The organism is Paraburkholderia sp. BR10937 (assembly GCF_040965695.1).
Taxonomy (GTDB): domain Bacteria; phylum Pseudomonadota; class Gammaproteobacteria; order Burkholderiales; family Burkholderiaceae; genus Paraburkholderia.
Genome location: NZ_JBFRCL010000076.1, coordinates 1 through 19,201, shown reverse-complemented (window position 1 = coordinate 19,201; position 19,201 = coordinate 1). Strand labels below are relative to the sequence as shown.

Annotated in this window: 16 protein-coding genes and 1 pseudogene; 9 read left to right on the top strand and 8 right to left on the bottom strand. The window is 67.6% G+C overall.

Features of this window, described 5'->3' with window-relative positions; genetic code table 11:
* The first annotated feature begins 97 nt into the window (after positions 1 to 97).
* Entirely contained in the window at positions 98 to 1,027 is a 930-nt protein-coding gene (locus AB4Y44_RS37765; protein WP_342921154.1) for a LysR family transcriptional regulator, read from the top strand.
* Here AB4Y44_RS37765 and AB4Y44_RS37760 read toward each other — a convergent pair.
* Positions 976 to 1,611 (bottom strand): ParB-like protein, encoded by a 636-nt coding sequence (locus AB4Y44_RS37760; RefSeq protein ID WP_368702355.1) that lies wholly within the window; start codon positions 1,609 to 1,611, stop codon positions 976 to 978. The genes AB4Y44_RS37765 and AB4Y44_RS37760 overlap by 52 nt on opposite strands.
* Before the next feature lie 273 nt (positions 1,612 to 1,884).
* On the opposite strand from AB4Y44_RS37760, the gene AB4Y44_RS37755 reads away from it, so the two are divergent.
* Positions 1,885 to 2,700, top strand: a complete 816-nt coding sequence (locus AB4Y44_RS37755; RefSeq protein ID WP_342921155.1) for a mechanosensitive ion channel family protein — start codon at positions 1,885 to 1,887, stop codon at positions 2,698 to 2,700.
* A gap of 95 nt (positions 2,701 to 2,795) precedes the next feature.
* Here the strand turns inward: AB4Y44_RS37755 and AB4Y44_RS37750 are convergent, their stop codons facing one another.
* Positions 2,796 to 3,482 (bottom strand): DedA family protein, encoded by a 687-nt coding sequence (locus tag AB4Y44_RS37750; protein WP_133182740.1) that lies wholly within the window; start codon positions 3,480 to 3,482, stop codon positions 2,796 to 2,798.
* Positions 3,483 to 3,763: 281 nt separating this feature from the next.
* On the opposite strand from AB4Y44_RS37750, the gene mutL reads away from it, so the two are divergent.
* The 5 genes from mutL (at position 3,764) to AB4Y44_RS37725 (ending at position 11,083) form a co-directional block, all read left to right on the top strand.
* A complete protein-coding gene (mutL, locus tag AB4Y44_RS37745; RefSeq protein WP_368702367.1) occupies positions 3,764 to 5,857 on the top strand; it encodes a DNA mismatch repair endonuclease MutL in 2,094 nt (697 codons plus the stop codon).
* A complete protein-coding gene (gene miaA / locus AB4Y44_RS37740; RefSeq protein ID WP_368702354.1) occupies positions 5,854 to 6,834 on the top strand; it encodes a tRNA (adenosine(37)-N6)-dimethylallyltransferase MiaA in 981 nt (326 codons plus the stop codon). The genes mutL and miaA overlap by 4 nt, the downstream gene beginning before the upstream one ends.
* A gap of 248 nt (positions 6,835 to 7,082) precedes the next feature.
* The gene (dalD, locus tag AB4Y44_RS37735) at positions 7,083 to 8,489 is read left to right on the top strand and encodes a D-arabinitol 4-dehydrogenase (protein WP_368702353.1); all 1,407 of its coding nucleotides are present in this window, start codon (positions 7,083 to 7,085) and stop codon (positions 8,487 to 8,489) included.
* A 122-nt stretch (positions 8,490 to 8,611) separates the two neighbouring features.
* Positions 8,612 to 10,093 carry a xylulokinase gene (xylB, locus tag AB4Y44_RS37730; RefSeq protein WP_368702352.1) on the top strand — a complete coding sequence of 494 codons (1,482 nt, stop codon included), beginning with the start codon at positions 8,612 to 8,614 and terminating at the stop codon, positions 10,091 to 10,093.
* A 42-nt stretch (positions 10,094 to 10,135) separates the two neighbouring features.
* Positions 10,136 to 11,083, top strand: coding sequence for a sugar-binding transcriptional regulator (locus AB4Y44_RS37725; RefSeq protein WP_342921159.1), 948 nt, complete (start codon positions 10,136 to 10,138; stop codon positions 11,081 to 11,083).
* A 114-nt stretch (positions 11,084 to 11,197) separates the two neighbouring features.
* On the opposite strand, the gene AB4Y44_RS37720 is transcribed toward AB4Y44_RS37725, so the two are convergent.
* From AB4Y44_RS37720 to AB4Y44_RS37695, 6 genes and pseudogenes are all read right to left on the bottom strand, one after another.
* On the bottom strand, positions 11,198 to 12,307 hold the full coding sequence (locus AB4Y44_RS37720) for a sn-glycerol-3-phosphate ABC transporter ATP-binding protein UgpC (protein WP_342921160.1): 1,110 nt from the start codon (positions 12,305 to 12,307) through the stop codon (positions 11,198 to 11,200).
* Positions 12,308 to 12,346: 39 nt separating this feature from the next.
* Positions 12,347 to 13,033 (bottom strand): HAD family hydrolase, encoded by a 687-nt coding sequence (locus AB4Y44_RS37715; RefSeq protein WP_368702351.1) that lies wholly within the window; start codon positions 13,031 to 13,033, stop codon positions 12,347 to 12,349.
* Positions 13,034 to 13,044: 11 nt separating this feature from the next.
* Positions 13,045 to 13,914 carry a carbohydrate ABC transporter permease gene (locus tag AB4Y44_RS37710; protein ID WP_342921162.1) on the bottom strand — a complete coding sequence of 290 codons (870 nt, stop codon included), beginning with the start codon at positions 13,912 to 13,914 and terminating at the stop codon, positions 13,045 to 13,047.
* Positions 13,911 to 14,765 (bottom strand): annotated as a pseudogene (locus AB4Y44_RS37705) (carbohydrate ABC transporter permease); the annotation flags it as partial. The gene AB4Y44_RS37710 and the pseudogene AB4Y44_RS37705, both read right to left, overlap by 4 nt.
* 235 nt (positions 14,766 to 15,000) lie before the next feature.
* Positions 15,001 to 16,335: a sugar ABC transporter substrate-binding protein gene (locus AB4Y44_RS37700; protein WP_342921163.1), complete on the bottom strand. Its 1,335-nt coding sequence runs from the start codon at positions 16,333 to 16,335 to the stop codon at positions 15,001 to 15,003.
* 84 nt (positions 16,336 to 16,419) lie between these two features.
* Positions 16,420 to 17,223, bottom strand: coding sequence for an L-iditol 2-dehydrogenase (locus AB4Y44_RS37695; RefSeq protein WP_368702350.1), 804 nt, complete (start codon positions 17,221 to 17,223; stop codon positions 16,420 to 16,422).
* Positions 17,224 to 17,549: 326 nt separating this feature from the next.
* Here AB4Y44_RS37695 and AB4Y44_RS37690 point away from each other — a divergent pair, with 326 nt between their 5' ends.
* Both AB4Y44_RS37690 and AB4Y44_RS37685 read left to right on the top strand, forming a co-directional pair.
* Complete coding sequence (locus tag AB4Y44_RS37690; protein WP_368702349.1) at positions 17,550 to 18,533, top strand: metal ABC transporter solute-binding protein; 984 nt, start codon at positions 17,550 to 17,552, stop codon at positions 18,531 to 18,533.
* A gap of 24 nt (positions 18,534 to 18,557) precedes the next feature.
* Positions 18,558 to 19,201: ATP-binding cassette domain-containing protein (locus AB4Y44_RS37685; RefSeq protein ID WP_368702348.1), on the top strand; the 644-nt coding region annotated here is incomplete at its 3' end.

Below are 19,201 nucleotides of genomic sequence, written 5' to 3'. Positions count from 1 at the left end.
GAGGTGTGCACTTTACCCGGCCAAACCTATTCAAACAATCGTCTAGAATGGATGGTTATCATCCATTTTTTCGATAGATCGAAAAGGATCGCACCTCGTGGACCGCACCTCGGAACGCTCCCCTAGCCTCGAGCAGCTGCGCGCGCTGATCGCCGTCGCCGAAACCGGCAGCTTCTCGGCGGCGGCGCGCCAGCTCGACCGCGCGCAGTCGGTGGTCAGCTATACGATCGCCAATCTCGAGGCACTGCTGGGCGTCGCGCTGTTCGAGCGCGGCAAGCGCAAGCCGGAACTCACGGCCGCGGGCCGCGCGATCCTCGCCGACGCGCGCCGCCTCGATCTGCTCATGGGTCAGCTTAACGCCAAGGCGGCGGGCCTGCAGAGGGGGCTCGAGGGCGAAGTTTCGCTGGCCGTAGACGTGATGTTTCCGTCGCAGCGCCTCGTCGAGGCGCTGCAAGCGTTTGCGTTCACGTTTCCCACCGTCGCGCTGAATCTCACCATGGAAGCGCTCGGCGGCGTGCTCAAGCTCGTGCTAGACGGCGACTGCGCGGTGGGGATCAGCGGGCCCAACCATAACTGGCCGCACGTGATCGAGGCGCAGTCCATCGGCACCGTGGAACTCGTGCTCGTGGCCGCCCCCTGCCATCCGCTCGCCAGGGCGCAGCACCCCGTGCGCATTTCGGACGCGCGCGAGCACACGCAGCTGGTGCTCACCGACCGGAGCCGTCTCACCGAAGGCCAGAACTTCGGCGTGTACAGCAATCGCGCGTGGAAGCTCGGCGACCTCGGCGCCAAGCACCGGCTGCTGCTCGCGGGCCTCGGCTGGGGGTCGATGCCGAAGCACCTCGTGGAAGCCGATCTCGAAGCCGGCCGGCTCGTGCGCGTCGCGCTCGCCGACCGGCGCTCGGTGAGCTACAACATCTCGCTGATCCATCGCACCGACGCGGCGCGCGGCCCCGCCACCGAGTGGCTCTGCCACTACCTCACGCAAGGCACGCCGCCGCAGGCGCCGCTGCCCGACGCGCGCTGAACTGGCGCGCAAGCGATGCGCGCGCGGGTGGTACGAACGCAAGCCCGCGCACGCCTGCATCTCGCCCTGGCGACGCAGGCTGCGCCGCCCGCTTCAGCGCTTCTTGACCCTGGCTGGCTTGTCAGCCTTGGCCGCCTTGACCGGCGCCGCCGACGGCGCTGCCGGCGCGGCTGGCACCACGCCCGACCAGCCCGGCAGATAACGCGCGTCGGGTGGTCGAATTCGCAGCGCTCGCCCGCGGCATCGAACGGATGCACCCACTGGTTGTGCTCCATCATGCGCCAGAAGAGGGTGGGCTCGAGCCACGAGAGATCCTTGAGCACGGTCACCCGCACGCTCTCGACCGATTCTTCGAGCCACGCGCGGCCAAGGTGGTGGTGATCCACCACGTAGTAGCGCGACTTCGGCCCGAGCACGGCGGGAAACCAGTGCGAGTCGATGGCCGCCGCGCGCCCCTTCTTGTCGAGCGTCTGCCAGTGCGCGCGCTTGGCGTTCACCTCCCGAAAGCCCACCGTGATCTGCGTGGGACGCAGCTCGTCGAGCTTCACGGTGATGAGATGGAGATCGGTGTTCGGCAGGTTCATGGCGGGCCTCCTGTTTAGTGTCGGTTGGTGTCGGGGTCGATCGCGCAACGATACAGCCGAACGGTCATGCATGCCGCATCGACCGGACGCGCGCCGCGCGCTCCGTGCGCAGGGTCAACCCTGAGACCGCCGGGCACGCTGGATGCACGCTTTCGCCGCTTCGCCTATAAATGCGCCAAGGGACAGACGGCGCGAACCACGGCGCCCGTCATGCTCCCGCCGCTGTCAGTTGCACGTCTTCCAGGCTCAACCAACGACACAAGCGAGGGCATTTTGGATCTCGAAACCATCCGCGTATTCATCATGACCCGGGGCATCGACTTCGGGACCAAGGTCGTGGCGGCGATCGTCCTGTGGATCATCGGACGCTGGGCCATCAACCTCGTCGCCGGTGTGCTGCGCAAGGTGCTCGCGCGCAACGAGCGCGTCGACCCCACGCTCGCGCATTACCTCAGTTCGATCCTCGCCGCGGTGTTGAACCTGCTGCTGGTCCTCGCGATCCTGCAGGTGTTCGGCGTGCAGACCACCTCGTTCGCGGCGCTCCTCGCCGGTCTCGGCCTCGCCATCGGTACCGCGTGGGGCGGCCTGCTCGCGCATTTCGCGGCGGGCGTGTTCATGCAGGTGCTGCGCCCGTTCAAGGTGGGCGACTTCGTGACGGCCGGGGGCGTGACGGGCACCGTGAAGGAACTCGGCATCTTCGGCACGACGATCATCTCGCCGGACAACGTGGTCAACATCGTCGGCAACAACAAGATCTTCTCGGACACCATCTCGAACTACAGCGCGACGCCCGTGCGCCGCGTGGAGCTGACCGCGAAGATCGCCAACGGCGTCGATCCCGTCGATGCCGCCAGCCGCCTGCGTGCGGCCATCGCGAAGATTCCGAACGTTGCGCAGGAGCCGCCGCCCGACGTCGAGATTCTCTCGTTCACGCCCGAAGGCCCGCTGCTGGCAGTGCGGCCCTACACCAGCAACGACAGCTACTGGCAGGTGTATTTCGACACCAACCGCGCGATTGTCGAGACCTTCAAGGACGCGGGCTACCCGACGCCCGAAACGCCCTCGATCATTCGCCGCGTGGGCACCTAGCGCGCCGCGTTCGACGCGAGCGCCAAAACAAAACGGCATCGCCTTCGCAGGCGATGCCGTTCTTCCTTGCGTTGCGCCCTGAAGGCGCCGGACGCTCAACCGCCGTTGGGCTTGCGCACGGCGCCGCCACGCGAGTCCTTGCGCAGCATCTTCCACACGCCGCCGATCAGGATCGGCACGATCGCCGCGCCGATGCCGACGAGCACGATCACGTTGAGGTACTGGCGAATGAACGGAATGTTGCCGAAGAAGTAGCCGAGCAGCACGAGCAGCAACACCCAGAACAGCGCGCCCGTGACCGTGAAGAACTGAAAGCGTCGCATGGGCATTTGCGAGACGCCCGCCACGAACGGTGCAAACGTGCGCACGACAGGAATGAAGCGCGCGAGCACGATGGTCTTGCCGCCGTGGCGCTCGTAGAATTCGTGGGTTTTCTGCAGCGCGGCACGGTCGAGGAAGCGTTCGAGCACAGGAATGTGCGTATTGAACACCTTCGGCCCGATGGCGCGCCCAATCAAAAAGTTCACCGTATTGCCGAGGACCGCCGCCACGAGCAGCAGCACGATCAGCACGCCGAGATTCATCTCATGCGTAGCGGCAAACGCGCCGCCGATGAAGAGCAGCGAGTCGCCGGGCAGAAACGGCAGCACCACGAGCCCGGTTTCGCAGAACACGATCAGGAACAGCACCGCGTAGACCCAGCCGCCGTATTGCTGGATGAAGACACCGAGAAACTTGTCGATGTGCAAGACAAGATTGACGAACTGCAGGAGCGTATCCAAAAGTGTCCCTTATTGATCGCGGGCCGTGCGCCTGAAAAAAGCGCGTTCGCCCTGTGTTGCGCGAGAAGCCAAATTGACCGCGCCATGATACCGAAAGTGCCCGCGCGTCACGAAAATATCCCGTCAATTTCGGTGAATTTGCGCACAAAGCGCGGCTAGATGAGGGTTTCGCGGGCGCTCAAGCGCGTCGGGTCCGCAAGCGCCGACTCGCTATAATTGCGCGCATGTCTTCGAATTCCGAACCCACCGGCGCCGCGCCGGATTCCACCAGCGCCGCCGACATGGCAAGCGCTGCCAGCGCCGCCGTCGCATCGCGCGCCGCACAGCCCGCGCGCGCGATCCAGGCGCTGCCCGACCAGCTCATCAGCCAGATCGCCGCGGGTGAAGTGGTCGAGCGGCCCGCCTCCGTCGTCAAGGAACTGCTCGAAAACGCGCTCGACGCGGGTGCGAGCACGCTGCGCATCCTGCTCGACGAGGGCGGTGTCAAGCGCATCTCCATCGCCGACGACGGCTGCGGCATTCCCGAAGCCGAACTCCCGCTCGCGCTCATGCGCCACGCCACGAGCAAGATCCGCTCGCTCGCCGAACTGGAGAGCGTCGCGACGCTCGGGTTCCGCGGCGAAGCGCTGGCGTCGATCGCCTCGGTGGCCGAGATGTCGATCACGAGCCGCAGCGCCGACGCGCCGCACGCCGTGAAGATCGAGGGGCACACCGGCGCGATCTCGCCGGCTGCGGGCGGCCAGGGCACCACCATCGAAGTGCGCGAGTTGTACTTCAACACGCCCGCGCGCCGCAAGTTCCTCAAGAGCGAGCAGACCGAACTGGGCCATTGCCTCGAGATGATCCGCCGCAGCGCGCTCGCGCGCCCGGACGTCGCGATCTCGGTGCTGCACAACGGCCGCGCGGTCGAGCACTGGAACGCGAGCGATCCGGCCACGCGCGTCTCGAAGATCCTCGGCGAAGTGTTCGCCACGGCGCATCTGCCGCTCGACGAGCGCGCCGGCCCGCTCGCCGTGTACGGTTGTGCAGGGCTGCCTACGGCGAGCCGCAATCGCGCCGACCAGCAGTACTTCTTCGTGAATGGCCGCTTCGTGCGCGACAAGCTGCTCACGCACGCGGTGCGCTCGGCGTACGAGGACGTGCTGCACGGCGACCGCTATCCGTCGTACGTGCTGTTCCTCGACCTGCCGCCCGAGGCCGTCGACGTGAACGTGCATCCCTCGAAGATCGAAGTGCGTTTCCGCGATTCGCGCTCGATTCACCAGTTCGTGTTCCATGCCGTGCAGCGCGCGCTCGCGCGCCACGCGGGTGCCTCGCCCGAGACGACCTCTGGCGGCCATGCCGCTGCGCTCATCGAGCCGCGGGCGCTGCCGGGCGCCGGGGTGCTGGGCGCCTCGGTCGGGCTGGCTTCGGGCGCGGCCGACTCCGCGCGTGGAGGCGCAGCGCCCGGCGCGGCGGGCGGCTTCGGCGCCGACGGCAAGTTCGGCACCGCGAGCGTGGCGAGCAGCTTCGGCGGCGGCACGGGTGGCGCGCTCTCGCGCGCGTCGGGCTTCGGCCAGCCAGGCGGCGGCGGTGCCAGCGCGGGCAGCGGCAACACCTGGCTGCGCCAGTCGCGCATGACGCAAGGCAGCCTGCCTGTCGCGCAGCCGCTCGCACTGTATGACGCGTTGTTCGGCCGCAAGGATGTCGGCACCGGCACGGCGCAAGGTTCGACCGTGCCGCAGGCGCAAGACGGCGCAGTGGATGCGTTCGCTGCCGGCGCGCCGAACGCCGCCTTCGAAGCCGGCGAGGACCATCCGCTCGGCTTCGCGCTCGGCCAGGTCCACGGCATCTACGTCCTCGCGCAGAACGCGCGCGGCCTCGTGATCGTCGACATGCATGCCGCGCACGAACGCATTCTGTACGAGCAGTTCAAGCAGGCCCTCGCCGAACGCTCGCTCGCCGTGCAGCCCTTGTTGATCCCGATCTCGATGACGGCCGATCCCGTCGAAACCGGCACCGTCGAGGAAGAAAAGGCCACGCTCGAAGCGCTGGGCTTCGATCTCGCCGTCCTCTCGCCCACCTCGATTGCGATCCGCGCGGTGCCTGCGCTCCTCAAGGACGCCGATCTCCAGGCGCTCGCGCGCGCCGTGCTCGCCGACCTGCACGAGTACGGCGGCTCGCGCGTGCTCACCGAGCGCCAGCACGAGATGCTCGGCACGCTCGCCTGCCATCACGCGGTGCGCGCGAACCGGCGTCTCACGCTCGACGAAATGAACGCGCTCCTGCGCCAGATGGAAGCCACCGAGCGCGCCGATCAGTGCAACCACGGCCGGCCGACCTGGTATCAGCTCACGCTCGCCGATCTCGATCGGCTCTTCATGCGCGGTCAATGACGCAGTCCACGGAACAAACCGACGCAGTGCTGCCCGTCGCGTGTCTGCTCGGCCCCACGGCCTCGGGCAAGACGGCGGCCGCGCTCGCGTATGCCGAGCAGTCGGCGGCGCGCGGGCGCACGGTGGAAATCGTGAGCGTCGATTCGGCGCTCGTGTATCGCGAGATGGACATCGGCACGGCGAAGCCGAGCGCCGCGGAGCGTGCGGCCGCCGCGCATCATCTGATCGATATCGTCGATCCTCAGGATGCCTATTCGGCCGCCGACTTTCGCGCCGACGCCCTGCGCGTGACGGGCGAGATCGTCGCGCGCGGGCACGTGCCGCTGCTCGTGGGCGGGACGATGCTCTACTACAAGGCGCTCACGCAAGGCCTCAACGACCTGCCCTCGGCCGATCCGGCCGTGCGCGCGCAACTCGACGCCGAAGCCGCGCGCGACGGCTGGCCCGCCATGCATGCGCGCCTCGCGCAGGTCGATCCGGCCACGGCTGCACGCCTCGCCCCGAACGACTCGCAGCGCATCCAGCGCGCGCTCGAAATCTTCATGCTGAGCGGGCAGCCGATGTCGGTGCTGCTCGCCGCGCCGTCCACGCGCGAGGATGAAGCCGCGCGTTACCGCTTCGTGCCCGTCGCGCTCGAGCCGTCCGATCGCAGCGTGCTGCACGCGCGCATCGAAGCGCGCTTCGACGCCATGCTCGCGGGCGGTCTCATCGACGAGGTGAAGGCGCTGCGTGCGCGCGGCGACCTGAACCCGAACCTGCCATCCATGCGCTGCGTGGGGTATCGCCAGGTTTGGGAATACCTCGATGGCGAGGTCGATTATGACACCATGCGCGACAAGGGCGTGTTCGCCACCCGCCAGCTCTGCAAGCGCCAGCTCACGTGGCTGCGCGCCATGCGGGAGCGCATCGTCGTGGATTGCTGCGCGCAGGATGCGACCGATCAGGCCGTCGCGGCCGTAGCGCAGATCGGCGGCTAGGCCGCCGACACCGCCGACTCTCTTCACCGCTTTCTCCCCCGGGCGCTTTGTGCGCCACAACATCCCCGCTCAGTCCGCAGGCGGCGCACGTCCGCGCATTGCCCGCGCGACCTCCCCCGCCGCAGCGCGCCACCGAAAACGGCCCTCGCCCGCTTGACTTTCGACCGACCGGATACGATCATTCGTTCATCACTAGAGCAATTGCTCAGGCTCGAGCCGATCGGCCGCTTTGAGTAAGGAGACACCGAATGAACACCGAACGCAGCAATGCGAACGTGATCCTGCACATCGGCGCCGGGTCGTTTCACCGGGCGCATCAGGCGTGGTACCTGCATCGCGTGAACCTCGCGCGCAAGCCCGACGAGGCCGCATGGTCGCTCACCGTCGGCAACATCCGCTCCGACATGAACGCCGTGATGGACGCGCTGGCCGCGCAGAACGGCGTCTACACGCTCGAAACGGTCACGCCGCAGGGCGAGCGCGCTTACGAGACGATCCGCTCGATCACGCGCGTGCTGCCGTGGTCCGCCGATCTCGCGAGCCTGATCGACGCAGGCGCCGACGCGAACTGCAGGATCGTCGCGTTCACCGTGACCGAAGGCGGCTATTACCTCGACGAGCACGACCGCCTCGACACCGCGAACCCCGACCTCGCCGCCGACCTCAAGGGCGGCCGCACGACGATCTACGGCGCGCTCGCCGCGATCCTCGAAGCGCGCAAGGCGCGCGACGGCGGCCCCGTCACGCTGCAGACCTGCGACAACCTGCGCAGCAACGGCAAGCGCTTTCATGCGGGCATGCGCGAATTCCTCGCGCTGCGCGGCGCAACGGACCTGCGCGACTGGTTCGACGCGAACACGGCGTGCCCCGACTCCATGGTCGACCGCATCACGCCGCGCCCCACGCCCGACGTGCGCGAGCGCGTAAAAGCGGCGACCGGTGTGGACGACGCCTGCCCGGTGATGGGCGAGGCGTTCATCCAGTGGGTGATCGAGGATCACTTCTGCGCGGGGCGGCCCGCCTGGGAGCGCGCCGGCGCGGAGATGGTCGAATCGGTGATGCCCTACGAGGAAGCGAAGATCCGCATCCTCAACGCCACGCACAGCTGCATTGCGTGGGCGGGCACGCTCGTCGGGCTCGACTTCATCCACGAAGGCACCCACGACGCCGACATCCGCACCTTCGCGCGCGAGTACGTGAGCGAGGACGTGATTCCCTGCCTCACGCCCAGCCCACTCGATCTCGCCAAGTATCGCGACGTCGTGCTCGAACGCTTCAGCAATCCGTACATCCAGGACACGAACCAGCGCGTGGCCGCCGACGGCTACTCGAAGATCCCCGGCTTCATCGCGCCCACGCTCGCGCAACGCATCGCCGGGGGCGCGACGCCCGCCGCCACGGCCATGCTGCCCGCGCTCTTTCTGCGCTTTCTGGAACGCTGGCACACGGGCACACTGCCCTACCGCTACCAGGACGGCGTGATGGACGAAGCGGCCGTGCACCGCATGTTCGAGAGCGGCGACCCCGTCTCGGCGTACCTCGGCGACAAGCTGCTGTGGGGCGGCCTCGCCGGCAACCCGACACTGGGCGGCGCGGTGCGCGGCGCGCTCACGCGCATCGACCAGTGGCTCGCCTCGCGCGGCTGCAGCGTTTGAAGACAGACCGCACCGTAATCCGCAACGCCCGCGCCACGCGCGCCCTCCGGGTCGGCGCGCATGGCGTCGCGCCCGGCGCGCGGCTAAAGTAGCGCAACTCTCTTCACGACTTCAGCGCGCCTATGTATCTCGGCATCGACCTCGGCACCTCCGAAGTGAAAGTCCTGCTGCTCGCGCCCGACGGCCGCGTGATCGGCACCGCCGGCACGCCCTTCGTCGTCTCGCGCCCTCACCCGCGCTGGTCCGAGCAGAATCCCGCCGACTGGTGGGACGGCACGCGCCGCGCGCTCGCCGCGCTGCGCGAGGCGCATCCGCACGAATTCGCGCAGGTGCGCGGCATCGGCCTTTCCGGGCAGATGCACGGCGCCGTGCTGCTCGATGCGCACGACAACGTGCTGCGCCCCGCGATCCTCTGGAACGACATGCGCGCCGTGGACGAATGCGCCGAGCTGACCGCGCGCGCGCCGCAGCTGCATCGCATCGCGGGCAATCTCGCCATGCCGGGCTTCACGGCGCCCAAGCTGCTGTGGGTCGCGCGCCACGAGCCGCAAGTCTTTCGCGCAACGGCCTGTGTGCTGCTGCCGAAGGACTATCTGCGCCTGCAGCTCACCGGCGGCAAGGTCTCCGATCCATCGGACGCCGCGGGCACGCTCTGGCTCGACGTGGCCAAACGCGACTGGTCCGACGCGCTGCTCGACGCCTGCAACATGACGCGCGCGCAAATGCCCGCGCTCGCCGAAGGCAGTGCGCCGTCCGGCACGCTCCTGCCCGCGCTCGCGCGTGAGTTCGGTCTGCGCGACGACGTGGTCGTGGCGGCGGGCGGCGGCGACAACGCGACGAGCGCCATCGGCATCGGCGCCACGCAGCCCGGCGACGGCTTCGTCTCGCTCGGCACCTCGGGCGTGCTCTGCGTGGTGGGCGACCGTTTCCGGCCGAATCCCGCTTCCGCCGTGCATGCGTTCTGCCATGCCATTCCGGACCGCTGGCACCAGATGAGCGTCGTGCTTTCGGCGGCGAGCTGCCTGCGCTGGGTCTGCAAGCTCACGGGCACGAACGAGCCCACGCTGCTCGCCGAAGTCGAACAGCTCGACGCGCCAACCCTCGCCGAGGCCCCGCTCTTCCTGCCGTATCTCTCGGGCGAGCGCACGCCGCACAACGACCCGTATGCGCAGGGTGTGTTCTTCGGCATGACGCACGCGACCGACCGCGCGCTGCTCGGCTACGCCGTGCTCGAAGGCGTGACGCTCGCGCTCACCGACGGCCTCGACGCGCTCGCGGCCGCCGGCACCGAAGTGGGTGCGCTGTCGATGCTGGGCGGCGGCGCGCGCAGCGCCTACTGGGCGCAGCTGGTTGCGGACGCAGTCGACACGCCCACGCGCCAGCACGGCGGCGGCGAGACGGGCGCGGCGCTCGGCGCGGCGCGCCTTGGCTGGCTCGCGGCGGGCGGCAACGCGCGCGACGTGCTGACCAAGCCGCCCGTGGTGGCCGAGTACGCGCCGAACGCCGCGCGCCACGCGGCGCTGCGCGAGCGCCTCACCGCCTACCGCGCGCTGTACCGCCATGTCCGCCCGCTCTTCGAGCCCTCGCGCGAACGCCTCGCGTAACGCGTGCAGTACACTTCGGCCCCGCATCCCCCGACCCCCACCGTGCCCAAGTCCACCGAAAAACTCGATCTCGCGACCCGCGCCGCCTGGCTCTACTATGTGGCCGGCAACACCCAGAACGAAATCGCCGAGAAGCTGCAGGTGTCGCGCCCGGTCGCGCAGCGCCTCGTCGCGTTCGCGGTCGAGAAGAACCTCATTCGCGTGCGCGTCGATCATCGACTCGCCGATTGTCTCGCGCTCGCCGACGCGCTCTCGAAGCGCTACGGCCTTTCGGTCTGCGAAGTGGTGCCCGTGGACAACGACACGCCCGAGGAAATCGACCGCAAGCTCGCGGTCGCCGGCGCGCAGGTGATGGAGCGCTACCTCACCGAAGAGCGGCCGATGGTGGTGGCCGTGAGCAGCGGACGTACGCTAAAGGCCGCCGTCGACCAGATTGCGCAACTGGAGCGGCCGCAGCATCGGCTGGTTTCGATGGTGGGCGCGATCGCCCAGGACGGCTCGTCGAACCGCTACGACGTCGCGCTGCACATCTCCGAGAAGACGGGTGGCAAGCACTTTCTGCTGCCCGCGCCGCTCATCGCGGATAACGAGGCGGAGCGTGCGCAATGGTGCAATCACCGGCTCTATCGCATCGTCGAGTCGCTGTCGGGCGAGGCCGATGTCGCGTTCGTCGGCATCGGCAACATCGGCGAGCATTGCCCGCTGCATGAGGACGGCTTCATCACCTCCGACGAAGTCCGCGAGTTGATGGGCCAGGGCGCCGTGGCCGAAATGCTCGGCCTGCCGATCGACGCCGCCGGCAAGCGCGTCGATTCGCCCACGGGCCGCCGCGTGACGAGCGTGTACCTCGATTCGCCGCCGCGCCGCCCGACCATCGGCTTCGCCGGCGGCGCGCGCAAGCGCGAAGCGGTGATCGCGGCGCTCAACGGCGGCTGGCTCTCCGGGCTCGTCACCGACGAGCAGTGCGCGCGCGCCGCGATCGAACGCTAAGCCCAAAAAAGAAGCCCGCACGAAGCGGGCTAACAAAGGCAACCTCAGGTACCTCGCCACACAAGACACCGCCTCACCCTCCTCCGAGGCGGTGCGTCCGGCAAGCCAGTGAATTCACGCAGCCAGTTGCTGCGCGAAGCGACGCTCGAACGCCTGGCCGTTCGCGTCGAAGAGATGGCAATGGTCTGGCGTCGATCCCACCTTGAGCGCCTCGCCGCGCTCGTGCCGCTCGAGCGGCGGAATGCGCGCGATCAGGCCATCGGGCGCGACCGGGCATTCGGCGTAGAGATAGGCGGCGTCGCCGAGCGACTCGACCGTCATCGCCTTCGCGCTCACGCCTTCCGCGCCCGTCATGATGTGCAGGTGCTCGGGGCGGATGCCCACGGTCACCTTGTCGCCCTCGCGCGCCTTGCCCGGCTCGACGCCCACCTTCTGCGTATCGCCCGTTTCGTAGCGCACGACGATGCCGTCGCTGCCGATCTGCTGCACCGTGCCATCGAGGAAATTCATCTTCGGCGAGCCGATGAAGCCCGCCACGAAGCGGTTCGCCGGCGCGTGATAGAGACGGTTCGGACTACCGACCTGTTCGACATTGCCCGCCGAGAGCACGACGATCTTGTCGGCGAGCGTCATCGCTTCGACCTGATCGTGCGTCACGTAGATCATCGTCGTCTTCAGTTCGTCGTGCAGGCGCGCGAATTCGAGGCGCATCTTCACGCGCAGCGCGGCGTCGAGGTTCGAGAGCGGTTCGTCGAACAGGAACACCTTCGGCTTGCGCGTGATCGCCCGCCCGATCGCCACGCGCTGGCGCTGGCCGCCCGAGAGCTGCTTGGGCTTGCGGTCGAGCAGATGGTCGATGTGCAGGATCTTCGCGGCGTTCTTCACGGCCGCGTCGATTTCGGGCTTCTTCGCGCCCGCGAGCTTGAGGCCGAACGCCATGTTGTCGTACAGCGTCATGTGCGGATACAGCGCGTACGACTGGAACACCATCGCGATGCCGCGCTTGGCCGGCGGCACGTCGTTCATGCGCGTACCGTCGATCATCAGGTCGCCGCCGCTGATGTCCTCCAGCCCCGCGATCATCCGCATGAGCGTAGTCTTGCCACAGCCGCTCGGGCCCACGAACACGACGAATTCGCCGTCGCCGATGTCGAGGTTCACGTCGCGCAGCACTTCGTTGTCGTCGTAGCGCTTCAGTACGTCTCTGAGGATCACGCTTGCCATGATGTGTCTCCGTTTCTGCTTAAGTCTGCCTAAGCCGGTTCAGTTTGAACGCGTTTGCGCCTGCTTCATCCAGTACGCCACCCGCGCGGGCAGCGTCGTCATGTCGTCGAAGATTTCGCTTGCGCCCGCTTCGCGCAGCTCGTGCGCGTGCGCGTCGCCGCCCACGTGCGTGCCGCCCACGAAGCCGAGCACCGTCATGCCGGCCGAGCGCGCCGCGCTCACGCCCGTCACGCTGTCCTCGACCACGAGGCACGCAGCGGGCGCGACGTCCATGCCCTGCGCCGCCGCGAGATAGACGTCGGGCGCGGGCTTGGGCCGGGCGACGATATCGGCGCAGTACACACGCGCGCCAAAGAAGCGGTCGAGGTCATTGCGCGCGAGCACCTCGCGCACCACCGCCGTGTAGCTGTTGCTCGCGCAGGCCTTGGTGAGCGCCACGGCTTCCAGCGCCGCCACGACGCCCGGAAACAGCGGCGCCTCGCGCGCTTCGGCCTCGGCCACGGTGCGGATCGCATCGACGTCGGCGGCGGTGAGGCTGCGCCCGAGCGCTTCACCCGCGCCGCCCAGCACGCGCTCGATGCGCTGGCCGAGCAGCGGCATAACGACGGGCGCCGCGTCCACGCCGGGCCAGCGCGCTTCGAGTTCGCGCACCAGCACCTGGGCCGCCACGGCTTCGCTGTCGATCAGCACGCCGTCGCAATCGCAGATCAGGGCTTGAATGGACATCGCATTGGCCATTACTTGACTGCCCCGAAGGTAAGGCCGCGCACCAGTTGCTTCTGCGACAGCCAGCCGACGATCAGCACCGGCGCGACCGCGAGCAGCGACGCTGCGGAAAGCTTCGCCCAGAACAGCCCCTCGGGACTCGAGTACGACGCGATGAACACCGTCAGCGGCGCGGCGTTCGAGCTGGAGAGGTTGATGCTCCAGAACGCTTCGTTCCACGAAAGAATGATCAGCAGCAGTGCGGTGGAGGCGAGCCCCGGCACCGCCATCGGCATGAGCAGATAGACGATTTCCTGCCAGGTGGCCGCGCCGTCCATGCGCCCGGCTTCGAGAATGTCCTTGGGAATCTCGTTGAAGTACGTGTACGCCATCCACACGGCGATCGGCAGATTGATGAGCGTGTAGACGATCACCAGTCCGCTCACGGTGTCGAGCAGCCCGGAGTTCTTCCACAGCAGGTAGATCGGCACGAGCACGCCCACCGAAGGCATCATCTTGGTGGAGAGCATCCACAGCAGAATGCCCTGCGTGCGCTTGTTCGGGAAGAACGCCATCGCGTAGGCCGCGGGCACCGCGAGGATCAGGCAGACGATCGTCACGCCGGCCGAGATCATCACCGAATTCCACGCGAACGCGAAGTAGTTGCTGCGCGCGAACACCTCTCTGAAGCTGTCGAGCGTCGGCAGGAAGAAGATCGTCGGGATATAGGCCTGCTGCTCGGTTTTGAACGCCGTGATCGTCATCCAGAAGATCGGGAAGAACAGCGCGATCGCGATCAGCCAGGCAAGCAGCCCCGGCAGCACGCGCCCGACGAACTGCATGGGCGAAGAATGGTTGACCGCGTCGGGCGATTGCGCGGGCGTAGCGGTAATCTGGCTCATTTTTCGTACTCCCCTTTGAGGTTGCGCGCGAGCATGCGCACGAGGAAGAACGACACGATGTTCGCGAGCACGACGGCGAGAATGCCGCCAGCCGAAGCGATGCCCACGTCGAACTGCTGCAGGCCCATCGAGTAGATCAGGTAAGTGAGGTTGGTGGTCGCGTTGCCGGGACCGCCGCCCGTGGTCGTGTAGATCTCGGCGAAGATCGACAGCAGGAAAATGGTTTCCATCATCACGACGACGGCAATTGCGCGCCGCAGGTGCGGCAGCGTGATGTAGAAGAACAGGGCGATCGGGCCCGCGCCGTCGATCTTCGCGGCTTCCTTCTGCTCCTGATCGAGCGACTGGATCGCCGTGAAGAGAATGAGGAACGCGAACGGCAGCCACTGCCACGCCACGATCATGATGACCGCCGTGAGCGGATAAACGGCGAACCAGTCGATCGGTGTCATGCCCATCGAGCGCATCGCGATGGCCACGAGGCCGTACACCGGATGCAGGATCATGTTCTTCCAGATCAGCGCGCTCACCGTGGGCATCACGAAGAACGGCGCGATCGCGAACAGGCGCGCCACGCCCTGACCAATGAACTTGCGGTCGAACAGCACCGCCATCAGCACGCCGCCGACCACGGTGATCACGAGCACCGCCACGATCAGCTCGATGGTGTGCACGATCGACGGCACGAACGAGGGATCGGTGGCGAGGAACCTGTAGTTGTCGAAGCCCGCGAAACCCTTGAGATCGGGGTTCAGCAGGTTGTATCGCGTGAACGAATACCAGATCGTCATCGCGAGCGGGATCGTCATCCACAGCAGCAGCACCGCTACGGACGGCGTCACGAGCCAGCGTGAGGCCGAGCGGCGCGATTCGACCTGCTGCGGTTTCTGCGGCGTGCGCGCTCGATTGAATATAGGCATGGGGAGATGGAGATGACGCATGAGGACCACCCTTCTCGGTTGCGCGCCTGTGCGGGGCACGGCGCGGCATCGGCTGTCGCGAGGGTGCGCGCCGCGCCGGGTGGCCCGGCGCGCACTTCGCGCTACTACGCTGGCTGCCTGAACGGCGCAGCCTGACTTCTCGCAGTTACTTCTGATACCCGGCTTGCGCCACGGCGCGGTTGGCAGCGGCGTTACCCGCCGTGAGCGCCTGGTCGACGCTCATCTGCCCTGCCACGGCGCCCGCAATGCTCTGGCCCACGACCGTACCGAACGACTGGAACTCAGGAATCCCGACGAACTGGATACCCGTGTACGGCACCGGCTTCGCGGTCGGATGGTTCGGATCGGCGGTCTGGATCGCCTTCAGCACGAACTCGGAGAACGGCGCGGCCTTCTTGTACTCGGGATTCTGGTAGGTCGAAATCCGCGTACCCGACGGCACCGAAGCCCAGCCCTCGTCCTGCGCGACCATCTGGACGTATTCCTTCGACGTGGCCCATTCGATGAACTTCTTCGCGGCGTCCTGCGACTTCGACGACTTCGGAACAGCCAGCGCCCACGACCACAGCCAGTGCGCGCCATTGGGCGTGACTTCGGTCGGCGCGGCCGCGAAGCCGATCTTGTCGGCCACCTGCGACTGCTGCTTGTTGTAGAGGATGCCGGCCGCCACCGTCGCGTCGATCCACATCGCGCACTTGCCCGACGACATCAGCGTGAGGTTTTCGTTGAAGCCGTTCGAGCTGGCTCCCGGAGGGCCGTCCTTCTTCAGCATGTCGACGTAGAAGTTCACCGCCTTCTTCCACTCCGGCGAGGTGAGCTGCGCCTGCCACTTTTCGTCGAACCAGCGGCCGCCGAAGGTGTTCGCGACCGTCGTCACGTACGCCATGTTCTCGCCCCAGCCGGCCTTGCCGCGCAGGCAGATGCCGTAGGTGCCGGCGGACTTGTCGGTGAGCTTGTCGGCAAAGTCCTTGATCTGGTCATAGGTCGGCTGCTCGGGCATCTTGAGGCCCTTCTTGTCGAACAGGTCCTTGCGGTAATACGTCATCGAGCTTTCGACGTAGAACGGCAGCGCGTAAAGCGTGCCGTTGTACGAGAGCCCGTCGCGCGCGGTCTTCACCACGTCGTCGAGGTCGTAGCTCGCGGGGAGGTTCGTCATCGGCACGATCCAGCCGCGCTTGCCCCACTGCGGCGCCTCGTAGGTGCCGATCATCATCACGTCGAACTGGCCGCTGTTGGTCGTGATGTCGGTGGTCGCGCGCTGGCGCAGCACGTTTTCCTCGAGAATCACCCAGTTCAGCTTGATGCCCGGATTGGCCTTTTCGAAGGCAGGCGAGAGCTTCTTCAGCTCGATCATGTCCGGGTTGTTCAACATGGCGATCGTGACGGTCTGCGCGTGCGCGGCGCTCGCCGCAGCGACGAGTGCACCCACACTCACCGCTCGACTTATGCACTTTGCTGCGGTCTTCATTGCTGGCTTCATGACGTTGTCTCCTTGTTCGTTGCGTTATGTCTTGCTGCAGCCGGGCTGCTGTCGTGATGCGTTGTGCAAGGGTTGCGGGAAAGGTCAACTCATCCAGTTTCCGCCGTCGACATTGAGGGTCTGCGCGGTGATGTAATCGGCGTCGGCGGAAGCGAGAAAGAGCGCGGCGCCCGTGAGATCCCCGGGCAGGCCCATGCGCCCGAGCGGCACGGCCTCGCCCACGAGGCGCTTCTTCTCGCCGGGCGGACGATGCTCGTAGCGTGCGAAGAGCGCGTCGACCTGCTCCCACATGGGCGTGTCGACCACGCCCGGCGCGATGCCGTTCACGTTGATGCGATGGGGCGCCAGCGCGAGCGCCGCCGACTGCGTGTAGCTCAGCACGGCGGCCTTGGTTGCGCAGTAGTGGGCGACGAGCGCTTCGCCGCGGCGGCCCGCCTGCGAGGACATGTTGATGATCTTGCCGCCCTGGCCCTGCTCGACCATGCGGCGCGCCACGGCCTGCATGAGGAAGAACATGCCCTTCACGTTCACCGCGAAGAGGCGGTCGTACACGTCCCAGGATTCGTCGAGGAGCGGGCGCATGTCGAAGAGCGCCGCGTTGTTGAAGAGGATATCCACGCGGCCGAAGCGTTCGACCGCGCTCTCCACGATGCGGTCGATGTCCTCGCGGCGCGTGACGTCGGCGGAGATTGCGAGCACACGCTCGGGGTGCGCGGCGGCCAGCGCTGGCGCGACGGACCCGGCGGGCTTCACGTCGACGAGCACGCAGCGCGCGCCTTCGTCCAGATAACGCTGCGCGACCGCCTCGCCAATGCCGCTGGCCGCGCCAGTCAGCACGGCTACCTTGTCCTGCAAACGTCCGGCCGCTGGGGTCGCGGTGTGTGCCACAGGTTGTCTCCAATTTCGTTCGTGCGGGGCGCGCGGCGGGCACTCCCGAGGAGCCGCTGAGCGATCGCCCGACATGTGAGCATTTGCTCTGTCGTTGATCGAATGATCGGTTACGAGTCGGAGACTGTCAAGGCGAACAAACGCGATTGCCCGAGATTTCGATGGTGCGACGCGCAAGCCTCGACTGGCTGCGGCCCGCAGGTCCGGCCCGCTGGCCGGACGGCGAGCTGACTCGCCAATCGAAGTGATACGTTATATCATCTCGCCTTTGCGACGCCGACGCGCCCGCGTCCGCTTTCAGGCTCCCTATAGACAAGGATAGAACCATGATCACGTTCAGCCGCGCCAACTGCCCGCCCCGGACTGCCACAACAGGCACGCGCCGTCGCGTCACGCTCGCGCGCCTCGCGGCCGGGCTCGCTCTCGCGCTGGGCAGCGCGTTCGGCGGCGCAAGCGCGGCCCTGGCGGCGCAGGCCGGCAGCGTCACGATTCCCGTCGTTGCGGCGGAGAACTTCTACGGCGACGTCGTCAAGCAGATCGGCGGCAATTACGTGGACGTGACGAGCATCCTGAGCAACCCCGACCAGGACCCGCACCTCTTCGAGGCCAGCCCGAAGACCGCCCGCGCGCTCCAGAATGCGCGCGTGGTGGTGTACAACGGCGCCGACTACGACCCGTGGATGACCAAGCTGCTAGGCGCCACCGGCGCCGGCAAGAACGGCACGAGCCGTACGACGATCGTCGCGGCGGACCTCGTCGGCAAGAAAGCGGGCGACAATCCGCACCTCTGGTACGACCCGAAGACCATGCCCGCCGTGGCGCGCGCCGTGAGCGCCGCGCTCGGCGCGGCGGACCCCGCGCACAAGAGCGTGTACGATGCCAACCTGGCAACCTTCCTCGCCTCGCTGCAACCCGTCGACGCCAAGGTCGCGGCGCTGCGCGCGCGCTATCAGGGGCAGCCCGTCACGGCCACGGAGCCGGTGTTCGGCTATATGTCGGATGCGATCGGCCTGGACATGCGCAACCTGCGCTTCCAGCTCGCGGCGATGAACGACACCGAGGCGAGCGCCTCGGACATCGCCGCGTTCGAGCGCGACCTGCGCGAGCGCCGCGTGCGCGTGCTGATCTATAACAGCCAGGCGACCGAGGCGCTCACGCGGCGCATGCTGGCACTGGCGAAGCAGTCGAAGGTGCCGTCCGTGAGCGTGACCGAGACGCAGCCGGCCGGCGTGAACTTCCAGCAATGGATGCTCGCGCAGCTCGACTCGCTCGACAAGGCGCTGGCAGCGGGAACAGCAGGGCAACACTAACCGTATTCAGCAAGGACAGATGTCATGACCGGGGCCGGCTCTTCGCCCACCGATATCGCTTCATCGCGCAACGCACAGCATAACGGCGCGCACCGCGCGCCCACGCCTGTCCTCACGCTAGCGGGCGTGACGCTGACGCTCGGCGAGCGCACGATCCTGCGCGACGCGAACTTCGCGGTGAACCAGGGCGAATTCATCGGCGTGCTCGGCCCGAATGGCGCGGGCAAGACCACGCTCATGCGGGCGATTCTCGGCCTCGTGCCGGCCTCGCACGGCGCGATCCGCGTGCTGGGCGAGCCGGTCGCGCGCGGCAACGCGAAGATCGGCTACATGCCGCAAACACGCACGGCGCTCGCGAGCCGCCGTGTGCGCGGCCGCGACTTCGTGGCGATGGCCGCCGACGGCCACCGCTGGGGCCTGCCGCGCGCCGACGCCGCCACCCGCGCCGACGTCGCGCGCGTGCTCGACCTCGTGGGGGCGACCGCGCTTGCGGACCGCCCGCTTTCGGAGCTGTCGGGCGGCGAACGCCAGCGCCTGCTGCTCGCGCAATGCCTGCTCGGCGACCCGAAGCTGCTGCTGCTCGACGAGCCGCTCATCAGCCTCGACCCCAACCACCAGCGCGGCGTGGTCGAACTCGTGCGCCGCGTGCAGCGCGAGCTCGGCATCGC